Here is a 22,686-nt window from a genome sequence, read left to right as displayed (position 1 = left end):
TGGCGATGACCTGCGAGATCAGCGAGTGTGATCATCAAAGCAGCACTGTATAACTAGTTATACAGTGCTGCGTTCAAGGTCTGCTTCCCGCGGCGGTTTCCCGGTGTCCGGTAGCCCCTCGGAGTACCGAGCCCCGTGACGGGCCCGCCCGATCAGTCCTTGCCGCCCACATCCAGGTTGGTCACGGTCGGTTACCTGTCAGGTGGGTGCGCAACCCGCAACCCGGGAGGCTGGCTCCTAGCCCGGAATCCGGGGCTAAGCGGCGCGTCGCGTGCGCGCGTATGTGCGCGAGGCGTTTCCGCAGGTCACGGGGTTGCGGTGGTGTGGGCGCAACCCGGGGTGCGCAACCTGGTTGCGTCACCGTCCGTCAGTGATGCGTCGACGAGGTCGCCGAGCCCCGCTCTCCGGCAGGCCGGAGCGTCACCGGCCGCCGGTGACGACCACGTTCCGGCGCGCGGTCGGCGGTGCCGGTGCTCCTGGTGGAGGTGGTGCTCGCCGCGGCGATCCGCGATCGCTCGACGCCGGCGGACCGGGCGTCGGCGGGGGTGTTGTGGGGTTCCGTTCCTGGAGCCAGGGGCGGAACGGAACCCCACCGCGAGCAGGTCGGTGGCCGGGCGGAAACGTGGTTCCGCCCGGAACGAGCCGCTCCCCGTTCCGGGCGGAACGGGGAGCAGAATGAGACCGGAACGAAGCACGCTCGCCGGGCCGGAACGTGCCCCGGAACGGCAGGGCGGAACGAGTGGTCTGACCTGCGTCGTTCCGGGTGTCGTTCCGGGCTGTTCCGCCCTGCCGTTCCGGGTGCCGTGGAGACCGTCGTTCCGGGTTGGGCGGCGCGGAACGTGCCCCGGAACGACGGCGTCGTCGACCGGAACGGTGACCCCGCCGTTCCGCGGCGGAACGTCCTCAACCGGAACGACATGTGCCCCTGGCCGTTTCCGGCGCGCGGTTCCGCAGACCTCTCCCCGCCGTCGGCGGAATCACCCCGCGGCGTTCCCGACGAACGCGCCTCTCCGGGTCGGCAGAGGCCCTGTGCCGGTTCGGGCCCAGCCGGGAACGAGGCAGTGGTGCCGACGGGGCATGCGGCAGCGTGGCCCGTCGGCACGGCGCGCTCGAGGCCGGCGATGAGGTCGAGGTGGGTCCTTCAGGTGGTAGCCGAGCCCTGGACCGCCCGCTGCCCAAGGCGAGGCCGCCACGATGGCGAGCGTGTACACGGCCTCCAGCTTGTCGCTCGGGAACATGACCGCGTCGCGTATGTAGACGAACAGCTCGTTTTGCGCTTTCGTCAGGCTGGTGAGCAGGTCGCCGAGCCTGGCCTCAGCGGACGCTGTCGACGCGGCGCCGAGGTTCTGAAGCGCATCCTTCCCCTGATCGTGATGGGCTGTGGAAACGTGCTGTCAGGAGTCGCGGCGGCATAGTCCAGACAGCTGGCAGCAACAACGCAGATACGTACTACACAGGATGTTTTCGTGCACTACCTGATGACAAGGTCGCTGTGTTGCGACACGCCGAGGGGGCGTTTCGGTCGTACGGGAGGTAGGCCCTACAGTGACGCCTGCAAGCATTGTTAACAGTCGCTGTTACGAACGTAACGCACACTGATACGTTGTTACGGACGTAACGCTGAACAGGGGAAGGAGTGAAGGTCATGGCGTACAGACTCACCGTCTGCAACAACAAGGGCGGTGTAGGTAAGACGAACCTCGTCATCCAGCTCGCCGCGTTACTGGCTATGGATCACGGACTTCGGGTCCGTGTTGTCGACCTGGATCCACAGGCGGACAGCTCCGCTGCGTTCAACTTCGAGATCAACGGCGAGGAAGATGTACCGTCTGTTCTCGACGTAATCGAGGAAGCGTACGTTCGTCAGCGTCTTGTCACCGGCACGGCGGCACGTGCCGTGCGCCCATGCACATGGGATGTTCCATGGGCCGACAAGATCAGTTACATCCCTGCGCGGTTCGACCTCGAAGAGGCCAACCACATCGCGCCGAACCGTGACGCGTTTCTTCGTCTGCGCGCGGCGATGACCGAAACCGACGGCGATGTCGACGTCATCCTGTACGACTGCCCGCCGTCGCTCGGCGTGCTGCCGCAGATGGCGTGGGCCGACAGCGACGACGTTCTCCTGGTGACCCAGCCTTCGTTCCGGTCCTGGCGCGGCATGCGCCGCACCCGCGCGCAACTGCTTTACGTCCGGGACAACCTGCTGGTGCCCGACCTCGACTTCTGCGGGTTCGTCGTGACCGCGTTCCGCGAGCAGACGAAGAACCACCAGCACTGGCGAGAACGCATCACCACTGAGTTCGGCGAGGACAAGCTGTGGGGCACCGTCCCGCTGCGCGCCCACATCGCCCGGCTCGACGACCAGCTCAAACCCGTGGCCCTGCTCGAGGACAACGCCGAACGCGACGCCCTGATCGGGCACTACCGGCCTATCGCGAACCGCGTGCACCACCTCGCCACCACCATCGTCACCCAGGAGATCTAGAAATGGCTGCCCCGAAGAAGGACGACGAGTACCCCGACGGCGGCGCCGGGCCCCTGCCCGGGGAGAACCGCCCCACCCGCCGCCGCGGCGCCCTTCCCGGCGCCGACGAGCAGCCCCAGCCCGCGCCAATGAGTACTACCCCTGTCCCCTCGGCCGCGCCGGCGCCCGAGCTCGCCGACGGGCTGGCCATGACCGAGAAGCAGAAGCTTCCCGAGACCAAGGTGTGGGGCATCCGCGTCTCCGAGCGGCACTACGAGATCGGCGGGAACATGCTCAAGGTCCTCGCCACCCGGTACCGGCTCGACCAGCGCCAGGTCGGCGAGCTCATGGTCCAGTTCCTCGTCGACCGCCGCTTCGACTTCGACGACTACGTCCAACGGCAGGTCGGCCCCGGCATTGACCTGGACTTCTTCAACCGCCCCAGCTGAGCAGACGACCAGAGCAGCCCTCGGTGTGGCCGAACGCGTGGGCAGGATCGCGCCAGGTCGGGCGGCCTTGGGTGTAGGCCGCCGCGGCCGCGCACAGGCTCAGCTGCTGTGCCCGCGATGGGATCGGTCAATCTGGAGCAGGGCCATCATCGGGTGCACCAGGCACCTGGAAGAAGGGGTACTTGTCGAGGACGTCGACGACATATTCGACGAGCGCGAGGTGGCCGTGGTCCCCCGGATCGAGTACCACGGTGGCCTCGTGCCCTAAAGCTGGGCGAGGTCCAGGGTCGTTGACCGTTGTGTTCGATGGCGGGTGACCTGGCCCTTAGCCGTATTCGACTTCCGACGGCGCCCAGCTACCTACATTGCCGAAGTGCTCTTCCGTAGCTCTGTGGAGTTCTTCGAGCCAGACGGTCCGGTGCCTCCATCGGAGACGTTCGCGGCGGAGCGCGGCGAACGTCTCGACCTGGTGCCGACCAAACTCCATGAAACGTGGCGCGTACCGCTGCGCTTCGCGGTGCACTACGCCGGAGAACCAGTCGACCAGGTGAGGGTTGAGCTGGTTGGTGATTGTGAGGTCGGCGAACCCGAGTTCGGTCCTGACTTCTTCGAAGTGGGTGAGGTCGATCCGTTCGCTGGGCAGGACGTACTGGTCGTGGGTGTCGAAGATCAGAAACCCGAGATCTTTGGCGAACTCGCGAGCGCGATAGTGCGCCTTCCTGCAGACCAGGATGGGGAGCACGGGATACTCGGGATGAGCGTTGGCCAGGCCAGCGGCTTTGTGGAGCAGTTGGTAGATCTCCCAGTGGTTCGGGTAGAGCGTGTGGCGGACGTTTTTCACCTCGATCGGTACGAGGTAGGGCGTGGTTGGTGTCTGGGTGCGGAGGTCCATGGTGAGAAGCCACGCCGCGTTGTCCAGTGCGCCTCCGGGAACGGGCTGTTCAAAGATCGTAGCTACCTCTCCGCGGGTGGGCTGGAGAACGCGGTAGCCGTATGGCGCCGAGGCGAGCAGCGACTGGTGGACGACGGCTTCGCCGCCTGACCCGATGAGATTGGGCATGTGCTTGCTGCCTCGTGCCCAGCTTTTCCAGCGGGCGATGAGCAGCCGTTTACGTGCTGCGGCGTCCTCGATCGAGCGGGCCATGCCACGTCGGATCGGGCTGAGGTGGAGAACGCCGACCTCTCCGCCACCACGGGTGGTCGCGACGACTTCGCCGATCAGGCCTTCGGTGAGCAGCTCCTTGCGGGCTTTGGTGAGCAGGTGCGGATCGATCGGCTTGGGTTGGTCTCGCCACGGACGATCGCAGATTCGAGCTTCGAGCTCGACGACCGGTGCGGCATGCTGTTCAGCCAGGAGTTCGAGGATCGCCGCCCGCCCGCGCGATACCCACGCGCCGGCGCTGTTGCTCACCATCGCCGGTTTGCGGTTTCACTACGAGCGGCACCCATATATAGGTATCGGGTCCCCTCTCTGGTCCGGAGGAGAACAGCGAGGCGTCGAGGTGGATGGTCGTCTTGCAGACGCAGCGTAATCAGAAGGGGCTGGGCGTCCCAGGGTTCAGCACGTGGCGTAGTGAAGTTGTAGTTCATGGTGGCAGGTTGGCGGCGAAGTGGCACCAGGCGATGCTGCAGATCCCGTGGCTGGACCTGAGCTGGCAGCTTGGATAACGGTGCGGTAGCGAGGCAACCAAACTGTCGTACCCCTGTGTGATCGTGTGCTTGCTCATCGTCTTAAGGGGAGGGCGCGATGGTGTCACGACGTCCGACGTCGGAGCAGGAGGCCGCGGTCGTGGCGTTCCGACGCGGCGACGACCTGGTGTTGCAGGCCGGCGCCGGGACCGGAAAGACGACCACGTTGACGATGCTGGGCAAGGCCACCCGCTGGCAGGGTCGCTACATCGCGTTCAACAAGGCCATCGCGACCGAGGCAGAGAAGAAGTTCGGCGGCAACGTCCGCTGCTCGACCGCGCACAAGCTGGCTTTCAAAGCTGTCGGGCGCCGGTTCGCCGAGCGGCTGGAGCTGCCGCGGATGTCGACGGCGAAGCTGGCACAGCTGCTGGGCATCACGCTGCAGGTCACCATCGGCGCCCGGAACCTGAAGCCGATGTCGTTGTGCTCGATCGCGCGGGAGACGGTGCTGCAGTACTGCTACTCCGCCGACGACGTCCTGGGGCGCCAGCACGTGCGCTGGCAGAAGGGCATCACCGCTGAGAACGAGCATGACCAGCTCACCGAGCTCGTGCTGCCGATCGCCGAGAAGATGTGGGCCGACCTGCAGACCCCCGATCGAGGCAAGGTTCCGTTCAAGCCGGACCACTTCCTCAAGATGTGGGCGCTGACCCGTCCCCGCATCTACGGCGAGTTTCTGCTCTTGGATGAGGCCCAGGACACCAACCCCGTGGTCGAGCAGGTCTTCCTCGCCCAGAACACGCACGCGCAGCTGGTCATGGTCGGCGACTCCGCCCAGGCGATCTACGGCTGGCGAGGTGCCCGCGACGTCATGACCGGCTTCGCCGGCCACCAGCTGGCCTTGTCGCACTCCTTCCGGTTCGGCCCGGCGATCGCTGGCGAGGCCAACCGGTGGCTCACGATCGCCGACGCCCCGATCCGCCTCACCGGCTCCCCGCAGGTGACCAGCAGCATGCAGCCGCTGACCGGAACCCCCGACGCGATCCTGTGCCGGACCAACGGCGGCGCGATCGCCGAGATCCTCGCGTTGCTGGCCGACGGCCGCCGTGTCGCGCTCGCCGGACGCGCCGAGCAGCTCAAGGACCTAGCCAAGGCGGCGCAGAAACTGCAGGCCGGGCAGCGCACCGACCACCGCGACCTGGTGCTGTTCTCTACGTGGGGTGAGGTTCAGGAGTACGTCGAGTGGGATCCCGACGGCCGCGACCTGGTCGCGTTCGTCGACGTCATCGACGAACACGGCTCCGATGTCGTCCTGGCGACCCTCAATCAGCTCAGCGCCGAGACCGATGCCGAGGTCACCGTGTCCACCGCCCATGCCGCCAAGGGCCGCGAGTGGTCTCGGGTGCGCATCGCCGGGGACTTCCCCGAACCGGCCGACCCCGAGGGGGTCGACCTGGCCGGCAACTCGCTGCCCGGCAAGATCGAGCCCGAGGAGGCCCGCCTGGCTTACGTCGCGGTCACCCGGGCCCAGCACCAGCTCGACCTCGGCGGACTGTCCTGGATCAACCAGCACCCCGACGGCAACCCGCCCCGGGACCGGTGATGGCGTTCTCTGCCATCCACCCCGATGCCGGACGCGTCGACGCGACGCTGCCCGACCTCGGCCGCGGTCTGGCCTGGGGCCTGGTGCACAAGGTGCGGCCGCGGATCGCGCTGCGCTGCCGGGAATGCGGGCACGGCGTGCACGCTAAGGTCTCGCCCCGTGGCTTGCGCTACTTCGCCCATGACCCTGGCCGCCCGCCCGACTGCGCGTGGCTGAACGAGTCCCTGGAGCACCACCAGCTGAAGCTGGCGCTGGCCACCGCTGTACGGGCGACCGGCTGGGGCGCCGAGCTCGAGGTCACCGGCCCGGACGGCGCCTGGCGCGCCGACGTGCTCGCCACGTCGCCGGATGGAACCCGCCGGATCGCCTGGGAAGCTCAGCTCTCGCCGATCACCGACGACGACATCCGCCACCGCACCCTCCGCTACCAGGCCGACGATGTCGAGGTGTGCTGGGTCAGTCCGACCTGGCCGCCGTGGCTCGGGGTCGTGCCCTCGGTCCGGGTGGCTGAGGACGCCGACGTGGTTGTCGTCGTCGACGGTGCGGCGGATTTCTACTTCAAAGTGGGCTCGTGGGGGATGACCCGGCGCCTGGCCTTGGTCGAGTTCATTCGCCGGGTTCAGGACGAGACGGTGGTGTTCCACGAGGTGCTGCCCCGCTACCGGCGGATCCGAGTCAACGCCGGCAGCTACTCGCGGCGCCGAGCGCTCTGGGCCACTCCCGCGAGTATCGATGCCGAAGAACGCCACGAGGTGATGCGCCAGCGTCAAGAGGCGTGGAAACAGCGGCAACAGGCGGAAGCCAAGGCGCGCCAGCAGGCTGCGGAGCGGCAGCGTGAGATCGAACGCGAGGCCGAACGTGCCCGGCTGGAGAAACAGCGCGAGCAGCAGCGCGCCGAACAGCAGCGGCAGTGGGCGATTCGAGCGGAGCGCGACCGCCTTCGCCGCGAAGAGGACGAACGGCAACGGCAGGCCGCGGAGCGGGAACGGCTGGCAGCCGCGCAGGCCGCCGAGCAAGAACGTCTGCGTCTGGAACGGATCGAGGCCGCCGCCAGTCACCGGTGGCACGCCGAGGTCTCTGAGACCCGCCAGCACGAACTGTGTGACAAGGTCACCGAGCACGTGTGGCTGAAGGAACGAACCAAGACGATCTCCTTCGCTGCGGCCGGGCCCACGATCGAGTTCGCGTTCGGCACAGCCGTCTACGTGCGCAACCGCCTCTACGGCGTGCTTCGTCCCAGCCCGTCGTCATTGCACCGGCTGCCCCGAGACGTCGTCATATTCGCACTGAACGCTCGAGAAGCCGCCCTGCTCGTCGGCCCAGGGCCGGTCTCCGCCGAACGAGTGGTCTTCTTCGACTTCCCCGAAGCCGAGCAGTTGTCGCTGATGTGAGGACGTCGGGACCGTCCTGCTCTATGCACAGCGACTCAGCCGGGTCGTCCGGCTCACCATCGACGACGTGATCCGCGACGGCGACCAGGTGCTACTGCGCCTCGGCGAACCACACCATCACCATTTCCCGAGCCACTTGCGGCGCTGCTGCTCGAGTGGATTGCCAAGCGGGACAACATGAACACCGCCACCAACCCAAACTCACGCTGGTTGTTCCCCGGCCGCCGCGCCGGCCAGCCGATGCACTCCGACTGGCTTGCCGCCCTGGTCAACGATCTCGGCATCCCCCCACCGCAACTGGCCGGACCTCGGCCATCCGCCAGCACGTCCTCGACATGCCAGCCCCGTCGTCGCCGACGCACTCGGTTACCACCACGTCACCGCCACCAAGATCGCCACACAAGCCGGTGCCACTTGGAGCCGCTACACCTCTGGTGATCACTTACCGCTACAACCCGCGGGGGAACTGGCGATGGTTGAATAGGCGACCTCGCCAGTCTCAACCCCGGGACCCGTCAGACCAGCTGGGGCACGCGTTGCCCAGCTGGTCTCGGCTGCGTTGAGGCCGCTGTCAGGCACGGGTCAGGGGCCAGACTTTCAGCGGGCGGGTGTGCTTCTTGTCGTCGATCGTCAGTGGTTCGGCGAAGACCATGCCCGGGGGCAGTGCGTGGCCTCCGTTTCGCATGACGTCGTGGATCTGGTCGGCGACGAAGAGGATCAGTGGTGTGTCCGGTGGGCGGACTTGCCGCACGGTGTCGCTTTCGACGGCCCGGAGGAGGTCGATGGCGACCGCGCTGGTGAAGGGTTTGGACTCGGTGTGGATCCGGCCGCAGCTGAGCATCACGCGCAGCTGGATCGGGTCCTCGTGGTGGGTCCGGTTGTTCCATGCCAGCGCGTCCTGCAGGCGTTGTACGCAGGAGGCGACGAAGCCGGGTCGCCAGCAGGACATCGGCAGGAACGTCAGCAGGGAGTCGCCGGTGGAGGCGGTCATGGCCTGGTCGTGCAGGAGCTCGTCGACGAGGTTCTGCAGCCGGGTGCGGAGTTTGCGTTGCGCGCTGGCGCCGCGGTCGCGGAACCGGACGACGTCGAGCACGATGGCGATCTTCTCCAGTGCCACGGGTGCTGGTGCCGCGTCGGGGTGGCGGTGGTGGGCGTCGGTGAGTTCGCGCAGCAGGTTCTCGACCGCGTCGACGCTCAGCCAGAGCCTGCGGGCCAGTGTTTCGCGGGCGTAGTACCGGTTGACCCGGGCGGAGTTGGCGGTGATGCCCAGTTGCACGGCGATCTCGCGGGGTTTCATGCCCCGGTACACGACGTAGTTGAGGACTTCGCGCTGGCGTGCGGGCAGGGTCCGGATCGCGTCCTCGAGGGTCGATTGCGCGATCGCCTTGGGGTCCTGCAGCGGTTGGGGGTCGCACACGATCGCGGCGGGCCGGACCTCGTAGTCCCAGTCGCTGCCGAGCAGGGCTTTGCGTGCCCGGGCACGCACGGCGGACAGCTTCGCCGGGGGGATGAAGGGCTCGGTGGCCGGGTTGGGCTGGGCCGACCCTGCGCTCCCGGCGTCGAGGAGGTTCACGTACTTCATGTCCGCGGCCGAGAGGTGCTGGCGCAGGTGGGTGCGCAGCGCGTCGGCGTCGGCCATCGATTCCGGGTGGTCCTCGCCGACGCGGGTGGGGGCGTCGGCGAGGGTGGTCGCGGCGTCCATCGTGACCACTGGGACTGATGACTCCTGCATCAGGCGGCGGCGGGCGACGGTGAGCAGCCAGCCGACCATGCGCTCGGGCTCGCGTATCCGGGGGGCGTGCAGGTCGAGTTGCAGGTAGGCGTCTTGGGCGGCGTCGGCGATCTGGCTGGGTGGCCAGCCTTGGCGGTGCAGCGCTGTGCAGACGGTGTCGAAGGTGCGGGCGTAGAACTCGGCGAACGCGGTGTTGTCGCCTTGGGTGAGGCGGCGGGCCAGCCCGATCTCGGGTCGGCCCGCCGCCTCCGGCGGCCGCGTTTGGGCGCTAGGCACTCGCCGTCTCGCGTGGCGGGGTGTCCGGCCGTGCCGCGGCGCTGATGAGGATCGCGATCAGGCCGGTGATCTCCACTGATGTCCAGTGCGCGGACCAGCCGATGAACACGACGAACAGCCAGGGCAGCGCGTAGACGAGGTCGTTCCACGCGGACGGGGGGTGTTCTCCTTCACCGGGGCGGGGGAGTGCGGCGATGAAGCTGGAAATGGTGAACCGGCGGCCACGTGGGTGGCCGCCGTGCGGGCGGGACATTCAACCTCCGGGTGCACTTGTCGAACGCTGACGACGCGCCACTCCTGTACTCCGGCCAGGAATCACTGAAGTGACAAGCCTCAATCGGTCAAGTCGACCTTTCCTTAGTGCTCCTAGCAGGAGGAAGAGGTTTTCGACGTGGCATAGATCACGGGAAGGTCACGATCTCTCCGGACAAGATCCATTGTCTTTTTCTCCCTTAAACCTCCTGTTCAGGGCGCTTTGATGTAGGGAAACCACCCCAGTTAGGCAAGTAACCTTCCAATACGGAAGGTAGTTGTAGTGCTGTAGGCCACTTCCGTTTAATGATTGAAGCGGCGATCTGTCGCTCCTTGTAGATGTGACCGCATGGTCATAGACGGCTGCACTTGCCGTTGACGACGGTCCCGCCGTCCCTGTACTCCGGCCAGGAACGCAACTGAGGCGGCGGGGCCACCCCCACTTCAGATCCGCCATACCCGCATGGCACCCGCCCGCGGCCGACGACGTCGTCGTCAGGCCGGGGGGCGTGGATGCTCCCGTCGCGAACGTCGATGGGGTGCGCGGGCACCTCCAGGCGGGTGCGAGGAACCCGCTCGCGGCGCCCGCCTCCACCGCCCTGCGCCCCGACGTCGTGGCCGGCGGGCACCGTCGGCGGCGCGCGGGGCGGCTCGATCACGATCCTCATCGCGGGCACGAGTCCGGCGGCGCAGGCCAGGTCGCGGTTCGGGACCGGCATCGTCTTCTCGGTTCCCAGTTCGTTGTGGCTGCGGGTGCGGCCAGAGGTCAGCGATGGTGTTCTCTCCCGCGTGCCGGAACGGACCGCAGTCCGCGGCTGCTGGTCGCGCCGCCGGGTCTGCCTTCCACGGCGGCGCGACCAGCAGTTCCTTTGCACGATCCCCACCGTGCACGACGGGGAACGACGTGATCTTCGGTCGGTGACGTCGAAGCGGCGGGAAACTTTCGGGGCGTGCGCGGCGGTGCCGCATTATCCGGCGGCGGCCGGGCGCGGTGGCACCGGCTTCGCCACGGCGCTGGTGAGCATCGCGATCAGGCCGGTGACCTCGGCCGCGGTCCAGTGCTGGAGTGCGCCGAAGAAGACGACGAACAGCCAGGGGAGCGCGCGAGCGAGGTCGTGCCAGGCCGACGCGGGCCGACTGGTCTCACCCGGTCGTGGGAGCGCGGTGATGAAGCTGGAGACGGCGAACCGGCGGCTCCGGTTGTGATCGCCGTGGGGGTGGAACATGGAGTCCTCCAGGGGAATGTGCTCAGTTCTCGGACGACGCGGGTGACGCGTCGCGGCTGGGGTGGGGTGTGGCCTCGGGTCTCCCCGGACCCGGGTCACCGGAGGCCCGGCGGGCACGGCGCGGGGGACCGGCCGTGGGGCTGGGCCCGCCCGGGTGTGGCTGGGCTGGGGGGTCACGTTCGCGCCTCGTCGGTGTCGCGGGCGGGCCGGGTTCCCAGGTGACCGCGCGCGGCGGCGATGACGAGCAGGGCGCTACCGGCGGTGATGCCGGTGGCCGCGGGCAGCCAGCGGGGCATTCCGCCGACCGTGCCGCGGCGGGTCAGCGCCGCGACGGTGACGGAGACGCCGGCGAGCGCGACGACCAGGGCGTAGCTGGAGATCGGGGTGGGCTCGTGGGTGGCGCCGGGGGCGGTGGGCTCGAGCATCGTGCGCTGGGGACTGCCGGCGATGCTGGTCGCCGGTGACCTGCGGGCGGTGACCGCCGGCGGGGTCCAGGTGAACAGGTTCCGCCACACCGCGACCCACAGGTCCCGCTCGGACGGTTCGAGGGTGAAGCCGCGCAGGATCTGCTCCACGACGCGTTCGTTGGCGGCCTCGCCGGAACGCAGGAACCGGTCCACCCGTTTCGCGGTGAACATGCCTCCCCCGTGGTCGGCGATATCCACGCAGGTCAGCTCCTGGTCGCACTGGAGCCGGTTGAGCGCGACGGCGAACCCGGCCAGGGTCGAGGCGGCGAGCGCGCTGCCCAGGGGCGAGTTCGGTGCGGGGCCGGGGCCGGGTTCGGGGTCCTCGGCGGGTTCCTGGCTGTGGAAGGCCTCGCGGCGCGCGTTCTCCAGCGCGCGCCATCGCCGGACGAACTGCGCCCTGGCTGCCCGGGGCGCGACGGCCTCGGCGATGGCCTTGGTCTGCATGAAGGTCAGGTAGCCGTCGCCGGCGAGGAAGGCGGTGAACACCCAGGGTGCCTGGCCGGTGCTCGCGGACATCTCCTCCGGGGAGGGCTTGGTCGCCAGCTCCCAGAGCCGGATCAGCTCGGCGCGCAGCAGTACTTCCTGGTGGCGCAGAAGGGGATTGGGGCGGGGCGTGCTCATCCCGGCGTCCCTTCGGCAGGCGTCGGCCGGATGGTGCCGAGGTGCTCCGCGGTGCCGGCGGGCCGCATCGGGGCCGGAGGGGAGCAGGCGGGATTCGGGCGAGGTCGAGCTGATGAGGGTGCGAGGTTGCGCACGGTTGTTCCCCTTGGGGATCGTGGTTGTGAGGCGCCGCCGCGATTCGCTGGCTCACCGGTTCCGGAGTCGTGAGGAAGCCGGGTGAGGTGTGGTCCGTGGCGGGCTGCCGGTGTCTTCGTGGTCCGGATGGCCCTGGCGGTGGTCTCGGGATGTCAGGCAGGACATCGGGTTCCGAGCGGACCGCGCGAGGTCTCAGGACAGGCGTGGGCTCGCGGTCTGACGGGTCTCGTCGCGTCTGGCTCGGTGTGCGGAGACGATCACGCAGGTCATGGTGATGGTCAGCGCGCCGGCCAGTGGCAGTCCCATCGCCGCGGTTCCGTGCACGGCCAGCGCGGCCGTGGCGGCGGCGCCGGTGAGCAGCACGGTCAGCAGCACGACGGTGAGCAGGCTCCGCTGCCGCAGCGTGTCGGCGTCCGGTCTTGGGTGTCGCCCGGTCGTGCGCTGCGTTCCTCTGGCGGGTGACGCGTGTCCCGTTGAGGAGGCCGTTTTCGGCTGTACTCTCCCCACAGTTCCTCCTGAGCCCGAGCCTGGGTCTTGTCGTAGGAGCGGTTTTTCGCGCGGTCTTCCTGTTGCAGCAGGAAGACCGCGCTCTTCATTTGTGCGGGCGGGCCGTGGCTGGGCAGCCTCCCCCGACCCCAGGATGCCCCACCAGATCGGTCATGTGGCAAACGTACCCGATTATGGCGGCCGACTGTGTCGACGCTGCGCCGTACGGTAACCGGTCTTCGGCCCTGCCTATCACAGGCCAACGCGTGCCGTCCTGAACGTAAAACCGCCATCTTCGTGCAGTTATACCGGGCTGCACCGTCGTATTAGATCTTGACCGAAACGACGGGTTCCCTGCTGGAGGCCCTCGTTTCAAGATCAAAAACAACTTTGCGATTAATCGTGAAACAGGTTGATCTTGTGGTGTGACACGGGCAGTAGAGCGGTGCTCGTTCGGGGGATTCCGCGCCGTACGCGGTCGAGCGCACGGCAACCACGCCGCTACGGACCGTTCATCGCAGAGCGGGCGCCGTCCGCCGACGCGGTGACCGGGTGGTGTATCTGTGGTTCCGGCGCGCCGGAACCACCCCGTTGGCAGCAGAGCGGGCCGCGGCGTGGCCGCTAGCGTCGGAGCCGGTGTTTTCGCCGGACGCTTCGGTCGACGAGGAAGAGGAGAGCCGCCACCGTGCCCGAGCCCGCCGATCGCGCGCCGACCCAGCTGTCGGACTCCGAGGTCGACCTGACCAAGCCCTCCGCGGCGCGGATGTACGACTGGTACCTCGGCGGCACCAGCAACTGGGCCGTGGACCGGCTCTTCGGGAAGAAGGCCGAGGAAACCTGGCCCCAGGTCAAGGCGACCGCGCTGCACAACCGGCAGTTCCTGCGCCGGGTGGTCCAGGCCGCGCTCGCCGCGGGCATCCGCCAGTTCCTCGATCTGGGCACCGGGGTACCCACGGTCGGCAACATCCACGACGTGATCCGCGAGCACCACCTCGATCCCGACGACGAGGCCCGCGTGCTCTACGTCGACTACGAGCCGGTCGCCGCGGCGCACGGCCGCCGTGTCCTGGCCGACGACGACGTCACCGACTGGGGCGGGCTGGCCCAGCGCGACATGCGCGACCCCGCCGCCGTGTTCGGCGACTCCGAACGCATCCGGCTGCTGCGGATGAACCAGCCGGTCTGCGTCCTGTTCATCGCGGTCCTGCACTTCGTCGGCGACGGCGACCACCCGATGCGGCTGCTCGACGAATACCGCCGCCGTGTCGTGCCGGGCAGCTGGATCGCGATCTCGCACGCCAGCAACGACGCCGCCCCGCCCGAGGGCGCCGCGAACATCCAGAAGGTCGTCGACTCCTACCAGAAGACGAGCAACCCGATGTGGCTGCGCGACCGCGCGGCGATAACCAGCTGGCTCGACGTCGAGGGCTGGGAGCTGCTCAAGCCCGGCGTGGTGCATCCACCGGACTGGCGTCCGAAGCCGGGCACCAAGCTGAACGCCAAGCAGGAAGACGCCCGCCCCTACATGTGGAGCGGCGTCGCCAGCAAGAACTGACACGGCACCACCGGGGATCGCGGCGCCGGTCACCGGTGGTGGTCGAGCATGGTGACCGTGCCCGCGGCCTCGGGCGCCGACGGCCACTCGGTCCCCAGGGCATCCCAGATCTGCCGGCGCACGCTCCACAGCACTCGCTGGAGCTGGTCGCGCGAGGTCGACCACCAGCGTGCGATCGTGTCCAGCCCGACGTTCGCGCCCACCAGCTCCAGCAGCTCACGCTGATACCGCGGCAACCCGGCCAGCGCGTCCTGGTAGCGGCTCTCACCGTCGAACGCGGCCTCATGTTCGACGCGCTCCGGCGCGGCGTGTTCGCGGCGAGCCTCGTCGAGGCGGTCCCGCGAGCGGCGCGCGATCAGGCTGTGCCACTTCTCCATGTACTGCTGGGTCAGCTGGATGCTCATGGCGATCCCGCTGCGGGCAGCGGGCCCCTCGGCGGTGAGCACCCGCAGCAGGACCAGCATCTTGTCCTCGTCGTCGGGGACGGTGGAGCGGGTGAGGATGTTCTGCAACGTGGCGCGGGCGATCCCGTGCTCGGAATCGAGCTGCAGGGTGCGCTCGGAGATGTAGCGGATCGTCAACCGCGTCGACGCGTCTTTCAGCGCCCTCAGCTGGGCCATGAACTCGGCCTCGGACTCGATCCGGGCCAGTTCGGGCGGCGGCGGGGCGGGCCGGTGCGCTTGAGCCAGCAACGGCATCACCGACTCAAGCGCCAAGGCGACCTGCTCGTCCTGTCTGCCTATGCGGTGGGCGATGCGCTGGTGCCACAGCCACGCCACCTCGATGTCGTGATCGCTCGCGCCGGCCCCGTCGAGGATGTGCTGGTAGAACGTCCACGGCCACAGCGTGAGTCCCTGCCGGGGGCCCAAGTCGCTGGCCGGGCTGCGTTTGCCGATCCACCGGTTGAACCGCAAGACATGCGATTGCTGGTTTTCCCCGGGCTGCGCGACCGGGGTGCCGGTCCCGTTCACCTTCAGGCACCGCCCGCCGTGCTCCGCGGCCGCCGGGCGGGCGCGAAACCGGCCCGCGTTCGGAATCCGGTACGCCAGGAGGGCGAGCGAGGATCCGGCTCGTGGCGTTCTGGGGACAGGGGAGAGCGCTTCAACGATCAAACCTTCCGATCCGGGGGAGCCCGCGCGTCTAGTGGTTGGAGCACTAATTGCGTGAGCCGTGCAGTACGCCGCAATCCAAGCCTGAACTCGGCGACATTTTCAAGTCGGCAGGCCCGATTCTTGTTGTCCGATCTTGTCCGACGGCCCCCGTTGCGGACACCCTCAACACTGTCCGACCTCCCCCGTTCGAGTGATTAATTTATACCCTCATTCGGTTTCAAAAAGTGACCCGGATCACTCGACATGGAATTTAATGGGGGCTCCGAGCGGACGTGTTACCGTGCGCGTAGGCACGTTTTCCAACGTCAACGCGCACATAACCGCTTGTCCGATTCCGTGTCCGAGCTTGTCCGAAACGCTTGAGTTCGGGCCCGGACATGACGACACTTCCGACCGATGGGTGAGGGACATACGCCACTCATCGTCTCGGAAGGACAGTCCGGCGCAACACCGAACCGGGGTTGGGTTATGCCGGACGGGGGAGGTATCGGCGGTCAAGGGGTTGGAGCCGCAGCCGCCGAGCCTCGCCCATTCTGAAGACGGCAAGTATCCGAATTTCGCTAACGCTCAACCACATTCTTGTAAGACATCAATTTGGATTAATCGGAATTGTTCAGAAAGATGAGCGTCCGCTTAGCACGGTGAGGCACGCTTGCCGATCACTGGCCGGGCCACAGCAACGGGAGCGCGGACCACACAGCGACCAGACGATCAGCGCTAAGCAGGCCCCGATCCACACCACGGGGGCGAAGCGAGCGCCGAGAAGCGGGCCGGGGACGAAGCATCGTCGGAACCGGCGGAACCGGCGGCGCGGGGCGCCGCGGGAGAAGCCCGCGATCGTCATTCGCGTGACTGAGCGCTCGCCGCGTCTGCTCGCCGAGGCGTTACGGGAGAGCCTCTCCGGCGACGAGATCAAGGAACTGGTCCAGGCCCTCAAGGGCTAGCTAGCCGCGACGCTCCGCGCCCTCCCGGCTGAGTGCAGGCCGGAGTGCTCGGCGAGCGGTAGCGCCACGGACGGTCAGTCCCCGCGCGCCTCCAGGGCCGCCAGCCGGGTGGCCAGCTCCGCCGCGGACTTCTTCACCGGCTCGCGCTTCACCTCGCCGCGCTGTGCCGCGGCGGCTTCCAGCCATCTGGATCTTGCCCCAAGGCCGGGGCGCATTTCGTTGTGTCCGAACGGGAACGTCGGGATTGTTAGGGCTGATCGGTCTCAGGGTGGTCCTGTAGGGCGGCTAAGCGCTCGGCCAGCTCTGCCCTCCTCTGTTTCACCAGTTCGCGCGAGACGTCGTCTACCTGACCTGCACCTGCCTGCAACAACGCGGACGCCGCTATGTGTCGCGGGGTGCCGTCGCCCAGCGCCTCCAGGATCTTCTCGACCGCGGCGTTGAAGGCAGCGAATGCCTCGTCGCTGGCGTATATCGACGACCGGGTCATCCCCGGTGGTGGCCGGTTCCCTTTCGTCTTCGCCTGAGGCACTGCTTCCGGCTGCTCACGTCTCATGGGTCCCAAGCCTAGAACGCTCCATACAGGGTTACTAACCCCGTACACAGTCGTGTCGCCTGCAGACAAGCCCTTAATACATATGTATTCACACGTATGGAGCCTTAATACATGGGTGTTAGTGGGTTACGGTGGGTTGGTGAACGTCATGGATGAGTTCGAACCGGTCAGCAGGACCACGGTGGATAGCCGCCGCCGCGTGTCCGTGGGGCAGGTGATCTCCGCTGCTCCCGGCACGCGGTACAGCGTCCTCGAGGGATCCGACGGGTCGATCCTGCTGCGCCCGGTCCGTCACGCCGCCACTGCGAAGGAGTCCAGCGATGCGTGAGGCGACGCTGCACAAGCACGTGACCGACCTGATCAACAGCACCTGGTGCGGGGAGGACGCCGACGTCGCGACCGCGGTGCTCGCCGACGAGGACGCCTTCGGCGCGCTGGCCTACCTGCTCGGCCAGGCCGGGGACGGCGAGCCGGACGGAATCGCGAAGGCGTGGGGCGAGCTCGTCGCCGAACTCGACGACGGCGCCCTGGACTTCCTGACGTCCCGGGCCGGCAGGCCCGCCGCGTTCCTGGCGTCGCGGGTGGGCTGACCTCGGTCCCCGCCCAAGCGAGCTACCGGGCGCAACGCGCAGACCGCCCTAGACAAGCAATGTCGCGCGTTGCGCCCGGTGCCCAAATTGCCCCGCCTCCACATCACTGAAAACAGGAGCACCGAAAGTGTCTCATCTCGATCTCGCGCTCGACACCGCGCTGACCTATCACCAGCTCGTGTTCAGCGGCCGACCGCTGTCCGGGCTGGAGCACCTCACCGCGGCCGCGCTCGCGGCCGCTGTCGGCGATCACTACCACCAGCTCGCGGAGTCGGCGACTGAGGTGGCGACGTCGGACATGTGGGCGATCGCTGCCAGGAAGGCCTACGACACGGCGGCACGGCATGAGCTGGACGCCGAATTTCTTGAGGTCCTGCTCCCGTGACCGCCCGCGCTCGCCGGCATCGCCGTACTGGGCAGGGGCGCCGCCTGATCTGGGTGGTCGTGCTCGTGGTCAGCCTGGCGGCGACCGTGCTGAATGTCGTGGCCGCGACGCCGGGCAACACGATCGCGGCGGTGGCCGCGCTCGTGGCGGCGGGTTTCGCGTTCGCCGCGCTGGCCGGGGATTCGAAGTGAGCAGGCGGGGCCCGCGCAGGCGGGCTTCCGAACGCGTCCCGCTCGGTGACGTGTGCGATCACGAGTTGTGAATTCGGTGTCGGCGATGCAGAAGTCCCACCGCACCTGCAAACGCTGCGGGCGCGACACCGGCCGCTGGCTGCCGACGAGCACGTGGACGTGCGACGAGTGCTACCTGCTCGCCGAGAAGCAGTCCGGCGCCGCCTGATCCACCCCTGGGCCATCCCGGCCGGGGCGATCACAACCAGGAAGGAAACACCGATGAGCGACCAGTGGATCCCCAGCTCCAGCTACCCGTGGAACACCGCACAGCCCGGCGACGCTGCCGCCGAGACCGAGCCGACGACGGTCGTCGCTGCCGATGTCGTGCTGTTCGGCCGCGAGAACGACCGGCGTCGTCGGCGCCCTGATCGCCGACACCCGCGAGCACGTCGCGCAGTTCGCCCGGTACGACGACATCGACGAGGCCATCGGCGCATTCGGCCAAGCGGGCGAGGCGCTGTCCGAGGTGATCGCCACGCTCGCGGACTGACCGCCGCCGGGCCGGGTGCGTGAGCTTGTCCGGCGACGCGCACCCGGGCCCGGCGGGGCTTTCACCAATTCCCGGTCCCCATTCACTGAAACCGGAGCCCCAGCATGTCATTGACCTCGAAACTCGTGTGGACCGCCGTCATCGTCGGCGGGATCGTCTACATCGGACGCAACACCGACTCGACCGCGGGCGCGGCCACCGACACCGCGCCCATCCCCGCCGACTACCAGCGGCATTACGAGGCCGCGGCGGGCACCTGCCCGCACATGGACGCGCCGCTGCTGGCCGCGGTCGGGAAGATCGAGACCAACCACGGCCGCTCGACGCTGCCCGGCGTGCGCTCCGGCGCGAATTCCGCCGGCGCGGCCGGGCCGATGCAGTTCCTGCCCGCCACGTTCAAAACGATGCGGGCCCGGCACCCCGACATCGGGCCGGATCAGTACGACCCCGCGACCGCGATCCGCGCCGCCGCGCACTACCTGTGCGACTCCGGTGTCGCCGACGGCGACGTCCGGCGCGCGCTGCTGACCTACAACCACTCCTCGAAGTACGCCTCCGACGTGCAGGCCCAGGCCCGCGCCTACCGCTGAACAGCAGAACGGAGATCGTCATGACCAGTACCGACACCGCGGGTGCCGCCGCGGTGGTGACCCTGCCCGATGCCGACTACGTGGTCGGGGGCGGGCACGGCGCCCAGCACGCGGTCGAGTTCGGCCGGGCCGCGCGCACGCTGCGCGGCGAGGGCCGCTGGGGCTACCTGACCTCCGCGGTGTGTGAGGCGGTGGTCCTGCCCGTCGCCAAGTGGGGTCCCTGGACCTACGACAACCCGCGCTTCACCGGCGTGGTCGGGCAGCCGCGGTGTCCGGCGTGCGGCTGGCTCGTCGCGCTCGCGCAGGACACCGCCGCCGCTGAGCTGGCGCTGCTGAGGCCCACCGCAGCCGATCTGGCCGTGCTGTCCCGGCTGCTGCCCGCCGAGCCGCTGCCCGCGCACCGGATCTGCGCGGCGATCCTGGCCGATCCCGCCTACGACCCGGACCACCCGCACCTGGCGCAGCTGCTCGGGCACGTCACCGCGCACACGCCCCGGGTCCTGCTGCCCGAGGACTGCGCCGACGGCGGCTGTGACCACGACCGCGCCGACGACGAGGCCGGGCACTGCTCGTATCCGGACGCGTCGCTGGGCTGCGCGGTGTGCAGCGTGCGCGCCGGGTCCTGGGCGGGGGAGTACGAGGGCCAGTTCGCCAGCGAGTGCACCGTGCCCGCGCCGTGCGAGGTGCTGCGCACCGCCGCCGCCCACTACGACGTCGCGATCGGCGGGTGATCGCCACACACCACCCGCAAAACCTGTTGTCCCGCCTCCACATCACCGAAAACGAAAGGGAAGCTCCACAATGGACTTCACCAGCCGCTACACCACCCCGAACGGGGTCGAGCTGCACGTCATCGGCACTGCCGAGAAGCTCCTGCTCAGCATCAACGGCAGCGCGTTCTGCCTGACCTCCTCCACCCTCGTGCGCGCCGAGGGGGAGCGCCAGGCCGCCGCGCTCGCGGCGGACCTGCAGCGCTGGGTCACCGAGGCCGCCGCGGTGCGCCTCAACCTCAAGGCCGGTTACCGATGAGCCGGGTACGGAGCCTGGCCGCCGTGGCCGCGCTGGCCGGACTGCTCACCACTGCGGGCGCCTGCGACCGGCCCTCCGCCGGAGGTGCCGCCCCCGGCACCGGCCCGTCCGCGCCGGCCGCGGCCACCGGCCCGGCCGAGCACGCCGACTACCGGGGCGCGCTGGCCGAACTCGGCCAGCTGCGCGTCGCACCGGAGGACACCGGCGCGCACTACTCCCGCGACGACTGGAAGCACTGGACACGGGCCGGCGGCTGCACGACCCGGGAGCTGATCATCAAGCGTGACGCGCTCGCCACGGCGAAGGGCAAGCCGATCCAGTACGACAAGTGCCACGCGACCGGCAACGCCTACTGGGTCAGCCGCTACGACAACGTCACCATCACCGACGTGCGCACGCTGGAGGTGGACCACTGGGTCCCATTGAAGCAGCTCGCAGTGTCGGGCACGCGGGGCTGGACGGCGTCCCAGCGCGAGCAGTACGCCAACGATCCGGAAGTCCTGATCGCGGTCTCCGAGCGCTCCAACGCCCAGAAGTCCTCCCAGGACCCGGCGAAGTGGTCCGTTCCCGACAGTCCCGCGTTCGGTTGCGAGTACCAGGCGAAGTGGGTGTGGGTGAAGGCCAAGTACAGCCGCCTGTTCGGGCAGCCGGTGACCGTGGATCCGGCGGAAAAGGCTGCCCTGCACCAGAAACTGACCCTCTGCGCGAAAGGAGCCGTGTGATGGCGGTGTACGTCGACGACTTCCGCGCCTCGGCGCTCGTGGGTGGGCTCAGGGCCCGCTGGTCGCACCTGATCGCCGATGACCGCGAAGAGCTGCACGCCTTCGCCGTACGGCTCGGCCTGAAGCGGTCCTGGTTCCAGGACCCGGTGGTCAACGGCAAAGTCCCGGCGAAGCCGGGCAGCCGGGCCGCGGAGAACTGGCACTACGACGTCACCGACAACAAACGCCGCCAGGCGATCGAACTCGGCGCGCAGCCGATCTCGTGGCGCGAGCTGCCCGCGGTCATCGACCGCCGCATCGCGGCGACCACGAGGAAGGCGTGCGGGGTGGAGGAAGCGACGTGCTCGCCGGAGGCCCCGTCCACAAGCAAGGAGGCGAAAGACGTGAAGAACGAGGACCTCGCACGCCCGCTCGAGCACCTTGACCGGGCATGCAACGTCATCCGCAACTCGCCACTGGGTTTCCACAACGCCGAGCTGGCCATGTCGGCGTCCCGGATCGGTCGGCTCGTTGTGGACGGGCACCTGGACGAGGCGGCGGCGCGTTCCGCGCTGCTGGACGCCGCAGACGTGCTCGTCACCGCCGAGCACTGCAACTGTTCACGCGAATCCGTCGCTGACGTGATCGACGCGAGCTTCGGCCGGGTGCTGCGGTCCTCTTCTCGGGGTGATGATCGATGAAGAACCGAGCTGTAGAGGCGCTGGCGCTGTTCGCGGCGCTGCAGGCGACGTTTTCCGATGTGCATCCGGTCTGCGACCAGATTCTGCAGCGCGACGCCGACGCGGTCGACAAGGGCAAGGCGGGCTGGACCGGCCGCAAGGCAAGTGCTCGACATGTCGGGACGTACACGGCGGGGCAGCTCCTCGCCGCGGTCGGCGTGACGCGCGGGCTCGGGTTCCGCTTGCCCGGGAAGGCGCTGCTGGTCGGGACCGCGATCAACGCGGTCACCCACTACGTGATCGACCGCCGGACACCGCTGGACAGGATGCTGCGCAGCACGCTGCTCGGCAAAGGTCCCTACCTCGACCACGCGACGGTGGTGCGCAGGGTGGGCCCCGGCGGGGAACCGGTCGTCGACGCCAGCGGACCCGGGACAGCGTTCACTGAATGTGACCAAAGTGCGCACCGGCTGATCAGCGTGGACGCGTCAGTGACCACGACGTGGCTGGCGCTGCGAAGCCGGACGGGGCGTGAGGCATGAGGACCACGCCGATCGTCACGGCCACGGCGGCGGTACTCGCCGCGGCCGCGCTGACCGGGTGCGTGCCCGCCGGCGGGCACGGTCCAGTCCCGGGTTCCGGTGCCGGGCACCGGGCGCCGGCGTCGTCCCCGCCACCGGCGCTGGAGACCCCCGATTCCGCCGACGCGGTCTGCGATGGGGACGGCACGATCCTGCGGTACTCCCCGCACACCCCGGCCGGTCGCCGCTACGCCGAGAAAATGTGCGCGAACGTGCCCGACGACGAGCGCAGGCTCAACGACGGGCTGCGGGAACGGGGCGTCACCAGCTTCGGCGGATAGCCATCCGGCCCTGGCGGCGTCCCGGTGCGGGGACGCCGCCAGGACCGCCTGCTCGGTTTGTCGCGACCCGGTTCTGTCGGGCCCGGCTGGTATAACAGGATTCCTGGGGCCGGTGCGCTGGCCCGCCCGCCGCGGCACCCACGCTGCCCGGCATCGATGGGTCAAGGTCCTTCGTGGATCGCGCACCAGTGAAAGCTTTGCCGTGTCGGACGAAGGCCTGTTTCCGTC

At 68.6% G+C, this 22,686-nt stretch carries 27 protein-coding genes; 18 read left to right on the top strand and 9 right to left on the bottom strand.

The annotated features are described in order from the left end of the window. Positions 1 to 1,645: 1,645 nt before the first annotated feature. The gene (locus tag ABD256_RS34965; RefSeq protein WP_344429000.1) at positions 1,646 to 2,488 is read left to right on the top strand and encodes a ParA family protein; all 843 of its coding nucleotides are present in this window, start codon (positions 1,646 to 1,648) and stop codon (positions 2,486 to 2,488) included. A gap of 2 nt (positions 2,489 to 2,490) precedes the next feature. Beyond that, the gene (locus ABD256_RS34960; RefSeq protein ID WP_344428998.1) at positions 2,491 to 2,916 is read left to right on the top strand and encodes a hypothetical protein; all 426 of its coding nucleotides are present in this window, start codon (positions 2,491 to 2,493) and stop codon (positions 2,914 to 2,916) included. A gap of 325 nt (positions 2,917 to 3,241) precedes the next feature. Here ABD256_RS34960 and ABD256_RS34955 read toward each other — a convergent pair whose 3' ends face one another. Next, entirely contained in the window at positions 3,242 to 4,327 is a 1,086-nt protein-coding gene (locus ABD256_RS34955) for a hypothetical protein (protein WP_344428996.1), read from the bottom strand. A 336-nt stretch (positions 4,328 to 4,663) separates the two neighbouring features. On the opposite strand from ABD256_RS34955, the gene ABD256_RS34950 reads away from it, so the two are divergent. Further along, positions 4,664 to 6,148, top strand: a complete 1,485-nt coding sequence (locus ABD256_RS34950; RefSeq protein ID WP_344428994.1) for a UvrD-helicase domain-containing protein — start codon at positions 4,664 to 4,666, stop codon at positions 6,146 to 6,148. Next, on the top strand, positions 6,148 to 7,539 hold the full coding sequence (locus ABD256_RS34945; protein WP_344428992.1) for a competence protein CoiA: 1,392 nt from the start codon (positions 6,148 to 6,150) through the stop codon (positions 7,537 to 7,539). The genes ABD256_RS34950 and ABD256_RS34945 overlap by 1 nt, the downstream gene beginning before the upstream one ends. 571 nt (positions 7,540 to 8,110) lie before the next feature. On the opposite strand, the gene ABD256_RS34940 is transcribed toward ABD256_RS34945, so the two are convergent. From ABD256_RS34940 to ABD256_RS34920, 5 genes are all read right to left on the bottom strand, one after another. After that, positions 8,111 to 9,547, bottom strand: a complete 1,437-nt coding sequence (locus ABD256_RS34940) for an RNA polymerase sigma factor (RefSeq protein ID WP_344428990.1) — start codon at positions 9,545 to 9,547, stop codon at positions 8,111 to 8,113. Beyond that, positions 9,540 to 9,800, bottom strand: a complete 261-nt coding sequence (locus ABD256_RS34935; protein WP_344428988.1) for a hypothetical protein — start codon at positions 9,798 to 9,800, stop codon at positions 9,540 to 9,542. Before ABD256_RS34935 ends, ABD256_RS34940 begins: the two co-directional genes overlap by 8 nt. Positions 9,801 to 10,767: 967 nt before the next feature. Continuing rightward, positions 10,768 to 11,025 carry a hypothetical protein gene (locus ABD256_RS34930; protein WP_344428987.1) on the bottom strand — a complete coding sequence of 86 codons (258 nt, stop codon included), beginning with the start codon at positions 11,023 to 11,025 and terminating at the stop codon, positions 10,768 to 10,770. A gap of 173 nt (positions 11,026 to 11,198) precedes the next feature. Continuing rightward, positions 11,199 to 12,113: a hypothetical protein gene (locus ABD256_RS34925; protein ID WP_344428986.1), complete on the bottom strand. Its 915-nt coding sequence runs from the start codon at positions 12,111 to 12,113 to the stop codon at positions 11,199 to 11,201. 327 nt (positions 12,114 to 12,440) lie between these two features. After that, positions 12,441 to 12,755 carry a hypothetical protein gene (locus ABD256_RS34920; RefSeq protein ID WP_344428984.1) on the bottom strand — a complete coding sequence of 105 codons (315 nt, stop codon included), beginning with the start codon at positions 12,753 to 12,755 and terminating at the stop codon, positions 12,441 to 12,443. Between the two features lie 664 nt (positions 12,756 to 13,419). Here ABD256_RS34920 and ABD256_RS34915 point away from each other — a divergent pair. Next, a complete protein-coding gene (locus tag ABD256_RS34915; protein WP_344428982.1) occupies positions 13,420 to 14,289 on the top strand; it encodes an SAM-dependent methyltransferase in 870 nt (289 codons plus the stop codon). A gap of 29 nt (positions 14,290 to 14,318) precedes the next feature. On the opposite strand, the gene ABD256_RS34910 is transcribed toward ABD256_RS34915, so the two are convergent. From ABD256_RS34910 to ABD256_RS34900, 3 genes are all read right to left on the bottom strand, one after another. Then, on the bottom strand, positions 14,319 to 15,260 hold the full coding sequence (locus tag ABD256_RS34910; RefSeq protein WP_344428980.1) for a hypothetical protein: 942 nt from the start codon (positions 15,258 to 15,260) through the stop codon (positions 14,319 to 14,321). A 1,159-nt stretch (positions 15,261 to 16,419) separates the two neighbouring features. Then, positions 16,420 to 16,560, bottom strand: coding sequence for a hypothetical protein (locus ABD256_RS34905; RefSeq protein WP_344428979.1), 141 nt, complete (start codon positions 16,558 to 16,560; stop codon positions 16,420 to 16,422). Positions 16,561 to 16,592: 32 nt separating this feature from the next. Further along, positions 16,593 to 16,898 (bottom strand): hypothetical protein, encoded by a 306-nt coding sequence (locus tag ABD256_RS34900; RefSeq protein ID WP_344428978.1) that lies wholly within the window; start codon positions 16,896 to 16,898, stop codon positions 16,593 to 16,595. A 139-nt stretch (positions 16,899 to 17,037) separates the two neighbouring features. On the opposite strand from ABD256_RS34900, the gene ABD256_RS34895 reads away from it, so the two are divergent. The 13 genes from ABD256_RS34895 (at position 17,038) to ABD256_RS34835 (ending at position 22,458) form a co-directional block, all read left to right on the top strand. Beyond that, positions 17,038 to 17,226, top strand: a complete 189-nt coding sequence (locus ABD256_RS34895; protein ID WP_344428976.1) for a hypothetical protein — start codon at positions 17,038 to 17,040, stop codon at positions 17,224 to 17,226. Beyond that, positions 17,219 to 17,488, top strand: a complete 270-nt coding sequence (locus ABD256_RS34890) for a hypothetical protein (protein WP_344428974.1) — start codon at positions 17,219 to 17,221, stop codon at positions 17,486 to 17,488. The genes ABD256_RS34895 and ABD256_RS34890 overlap by 8 nt, the downstream gene beginning before the upstream one ends. Before the next feature lie 127 nt (positions 17,489 to 17,615). Further along, positions 17,616 to 17,873, top strand: coding sequence for a hypothetical protein (locus ABD256_RS34885; RefSeq protein WP_344428972.1), 258 nt, complete (start codon positions 17,616 to 17,618; stop codon positions 17,871 to 17,873). Beyond that, positions 17,870 to 18,064 (top strand): hypothetical protein, encoded by a 195-nt coding sequence (locus ABD256_RS34880; protein WP_344428970.1) that lies wholly within the window; start codon positions 17,870 to 17,872, stop codon positions 18,062 to 18,064. Before ABD256_RS34885 ends, ABD256_RS34880 begins: the two co-directional genes overlap by 4 nt. 52 nt (positions 18,065 to 18,116) lie before the next feature. Beyond that, positions 18,117 to 18,272 (top strand): hypothetical protein, encoded by a 156-nt coding sequence (locus ABD256_RS34875; protein ID WP_425546573.1) that lies wholly within the window; start codon positions 18,117 to 18,119, stop codon positions 18,270 to 18,272. Between the two features lie 153 nt (positions 18,273 to 18,425). Next, a complete protein-coding gene (locus ABD256_RS34870) occupies positions 18,426 to 18,596 on the top strand; it encodes a hypothetical protein (RefSeq protein WP_344428967.1) in 171 nt (56 codons plus the stop codon). Between the two features lie 104 nt (positions 18,597 to 18,700). Next, positions 18,701 to 19,186 (top strand): lytic transglycosylase domain-containing protein, encoded by a 486-nt coding sequence (locus ABD256_RS34865; protein WP_344428965.1) that lies wholly within the window; start codon positions 18,701 to 18,703, stop codon positions 19,184 to 19,186. Between the two features lie 20 nt (positions 19,187 to 19,206). Then, positions 19,207 to 19,917: a hypothetical protein gene (locus ABD256_RS34860; RefSeq protein ID WP_344428963.1), complete on the top strand. Its 711-nt coding sequence runs from the start codon at positions 19,207 to 19,209 to the stop codon at positions 19,915 to 19,917. A 70-nt stretch (positions 19,918 to 19,987) separates the two neighbouring features. Continuing rightward, positions 19,988 to 20,215, top strand: coding sequence for a hypothetical protein (locus ABD256_RS34855; RefSeq protein WP_344428961.1), 228 nt, complete (start codon positions 19,988 to 19,990; stop codon positions 20,213 to 20,215). Further along, positions 20,212 to 20,937 carry a GmrSD restriction endonuclease domain-containing protein gene (locus ABD256_RS34850; RefSeq protein ID WP_344428959.1) on the top strand — a complete coding sequence of 242 codons (726 nt, stop codon included), beginning with the start codon at positions 20,212 to 20,214 and terminating at the stop codon, positions 20,935 to 20,937. The genes ABD256_RS34855 and ABD256_RS34850 overlap by 4 nt, the downstream gene beginning before the upstream one ends. Continuing rightward, the gene (locus tag ABD256_RS34845) at positions 20,937 to 21,617 is read left to right on the top strand and encodes a DUF4031 domain-containing protein (protein WP_344428957.1); all 681 of its coding nucleotides are present in this window, start codon (positions 20,937 to 20,939) and stop codon (positions 21,615 to 21,617) included. The genes ABD256_RS34850 and ABD256_RS34845 overlap by 1 nt, the downstream gene beginning before the upstream one ends. Next, complete coding sequence (locus tag ABD256_RS34840) at positions 21,614 to 22,138, top strand: hypothetical protein (RefSeq protein WP_344428955.1); 525 nt, start codon at positions 21,614 to 21,616, stop codon at positions 22,136 to 22,138. The genes ABD256_RS34845 and ABD256_RS34840 overlap by 4 nt, the downstream gene beginning before the upstream one ends. Then, complete coding sequence (locus tag ABD256_RS34835; RefSeq protein ID WP_344428953.1) at positions 22,135 to 22,458, top strand: hypothetical protein; 324 nt, start codon at positions 22,135 to 22,137, stop codon at positions 22,456 to 22,458. The genes ABD256_RS34840 and ABD256_RS34835 overlap by 4 nt, the downstream gene beginning before the upstream one ends. Positions 22,459 to 22,686 lie beyond the last annotated feature (228 nt).

Origin of the sequence: Amycolatopsis minnesotensis (genome assembly GCF_039529815.1) — a bacterium.
Taxonomy (GTDB): Bacteria; Actinomycetota; Actinomycetes; order Mycobacteriales; family Pseudonocardiaceae; genus Amycolatopsis; species Amycolatopsis minnesotensis.
Note: the sequence above shows the minus strand (reverse complement) of the source record. Positions and strands in the feature narration are given on the sequence as shown.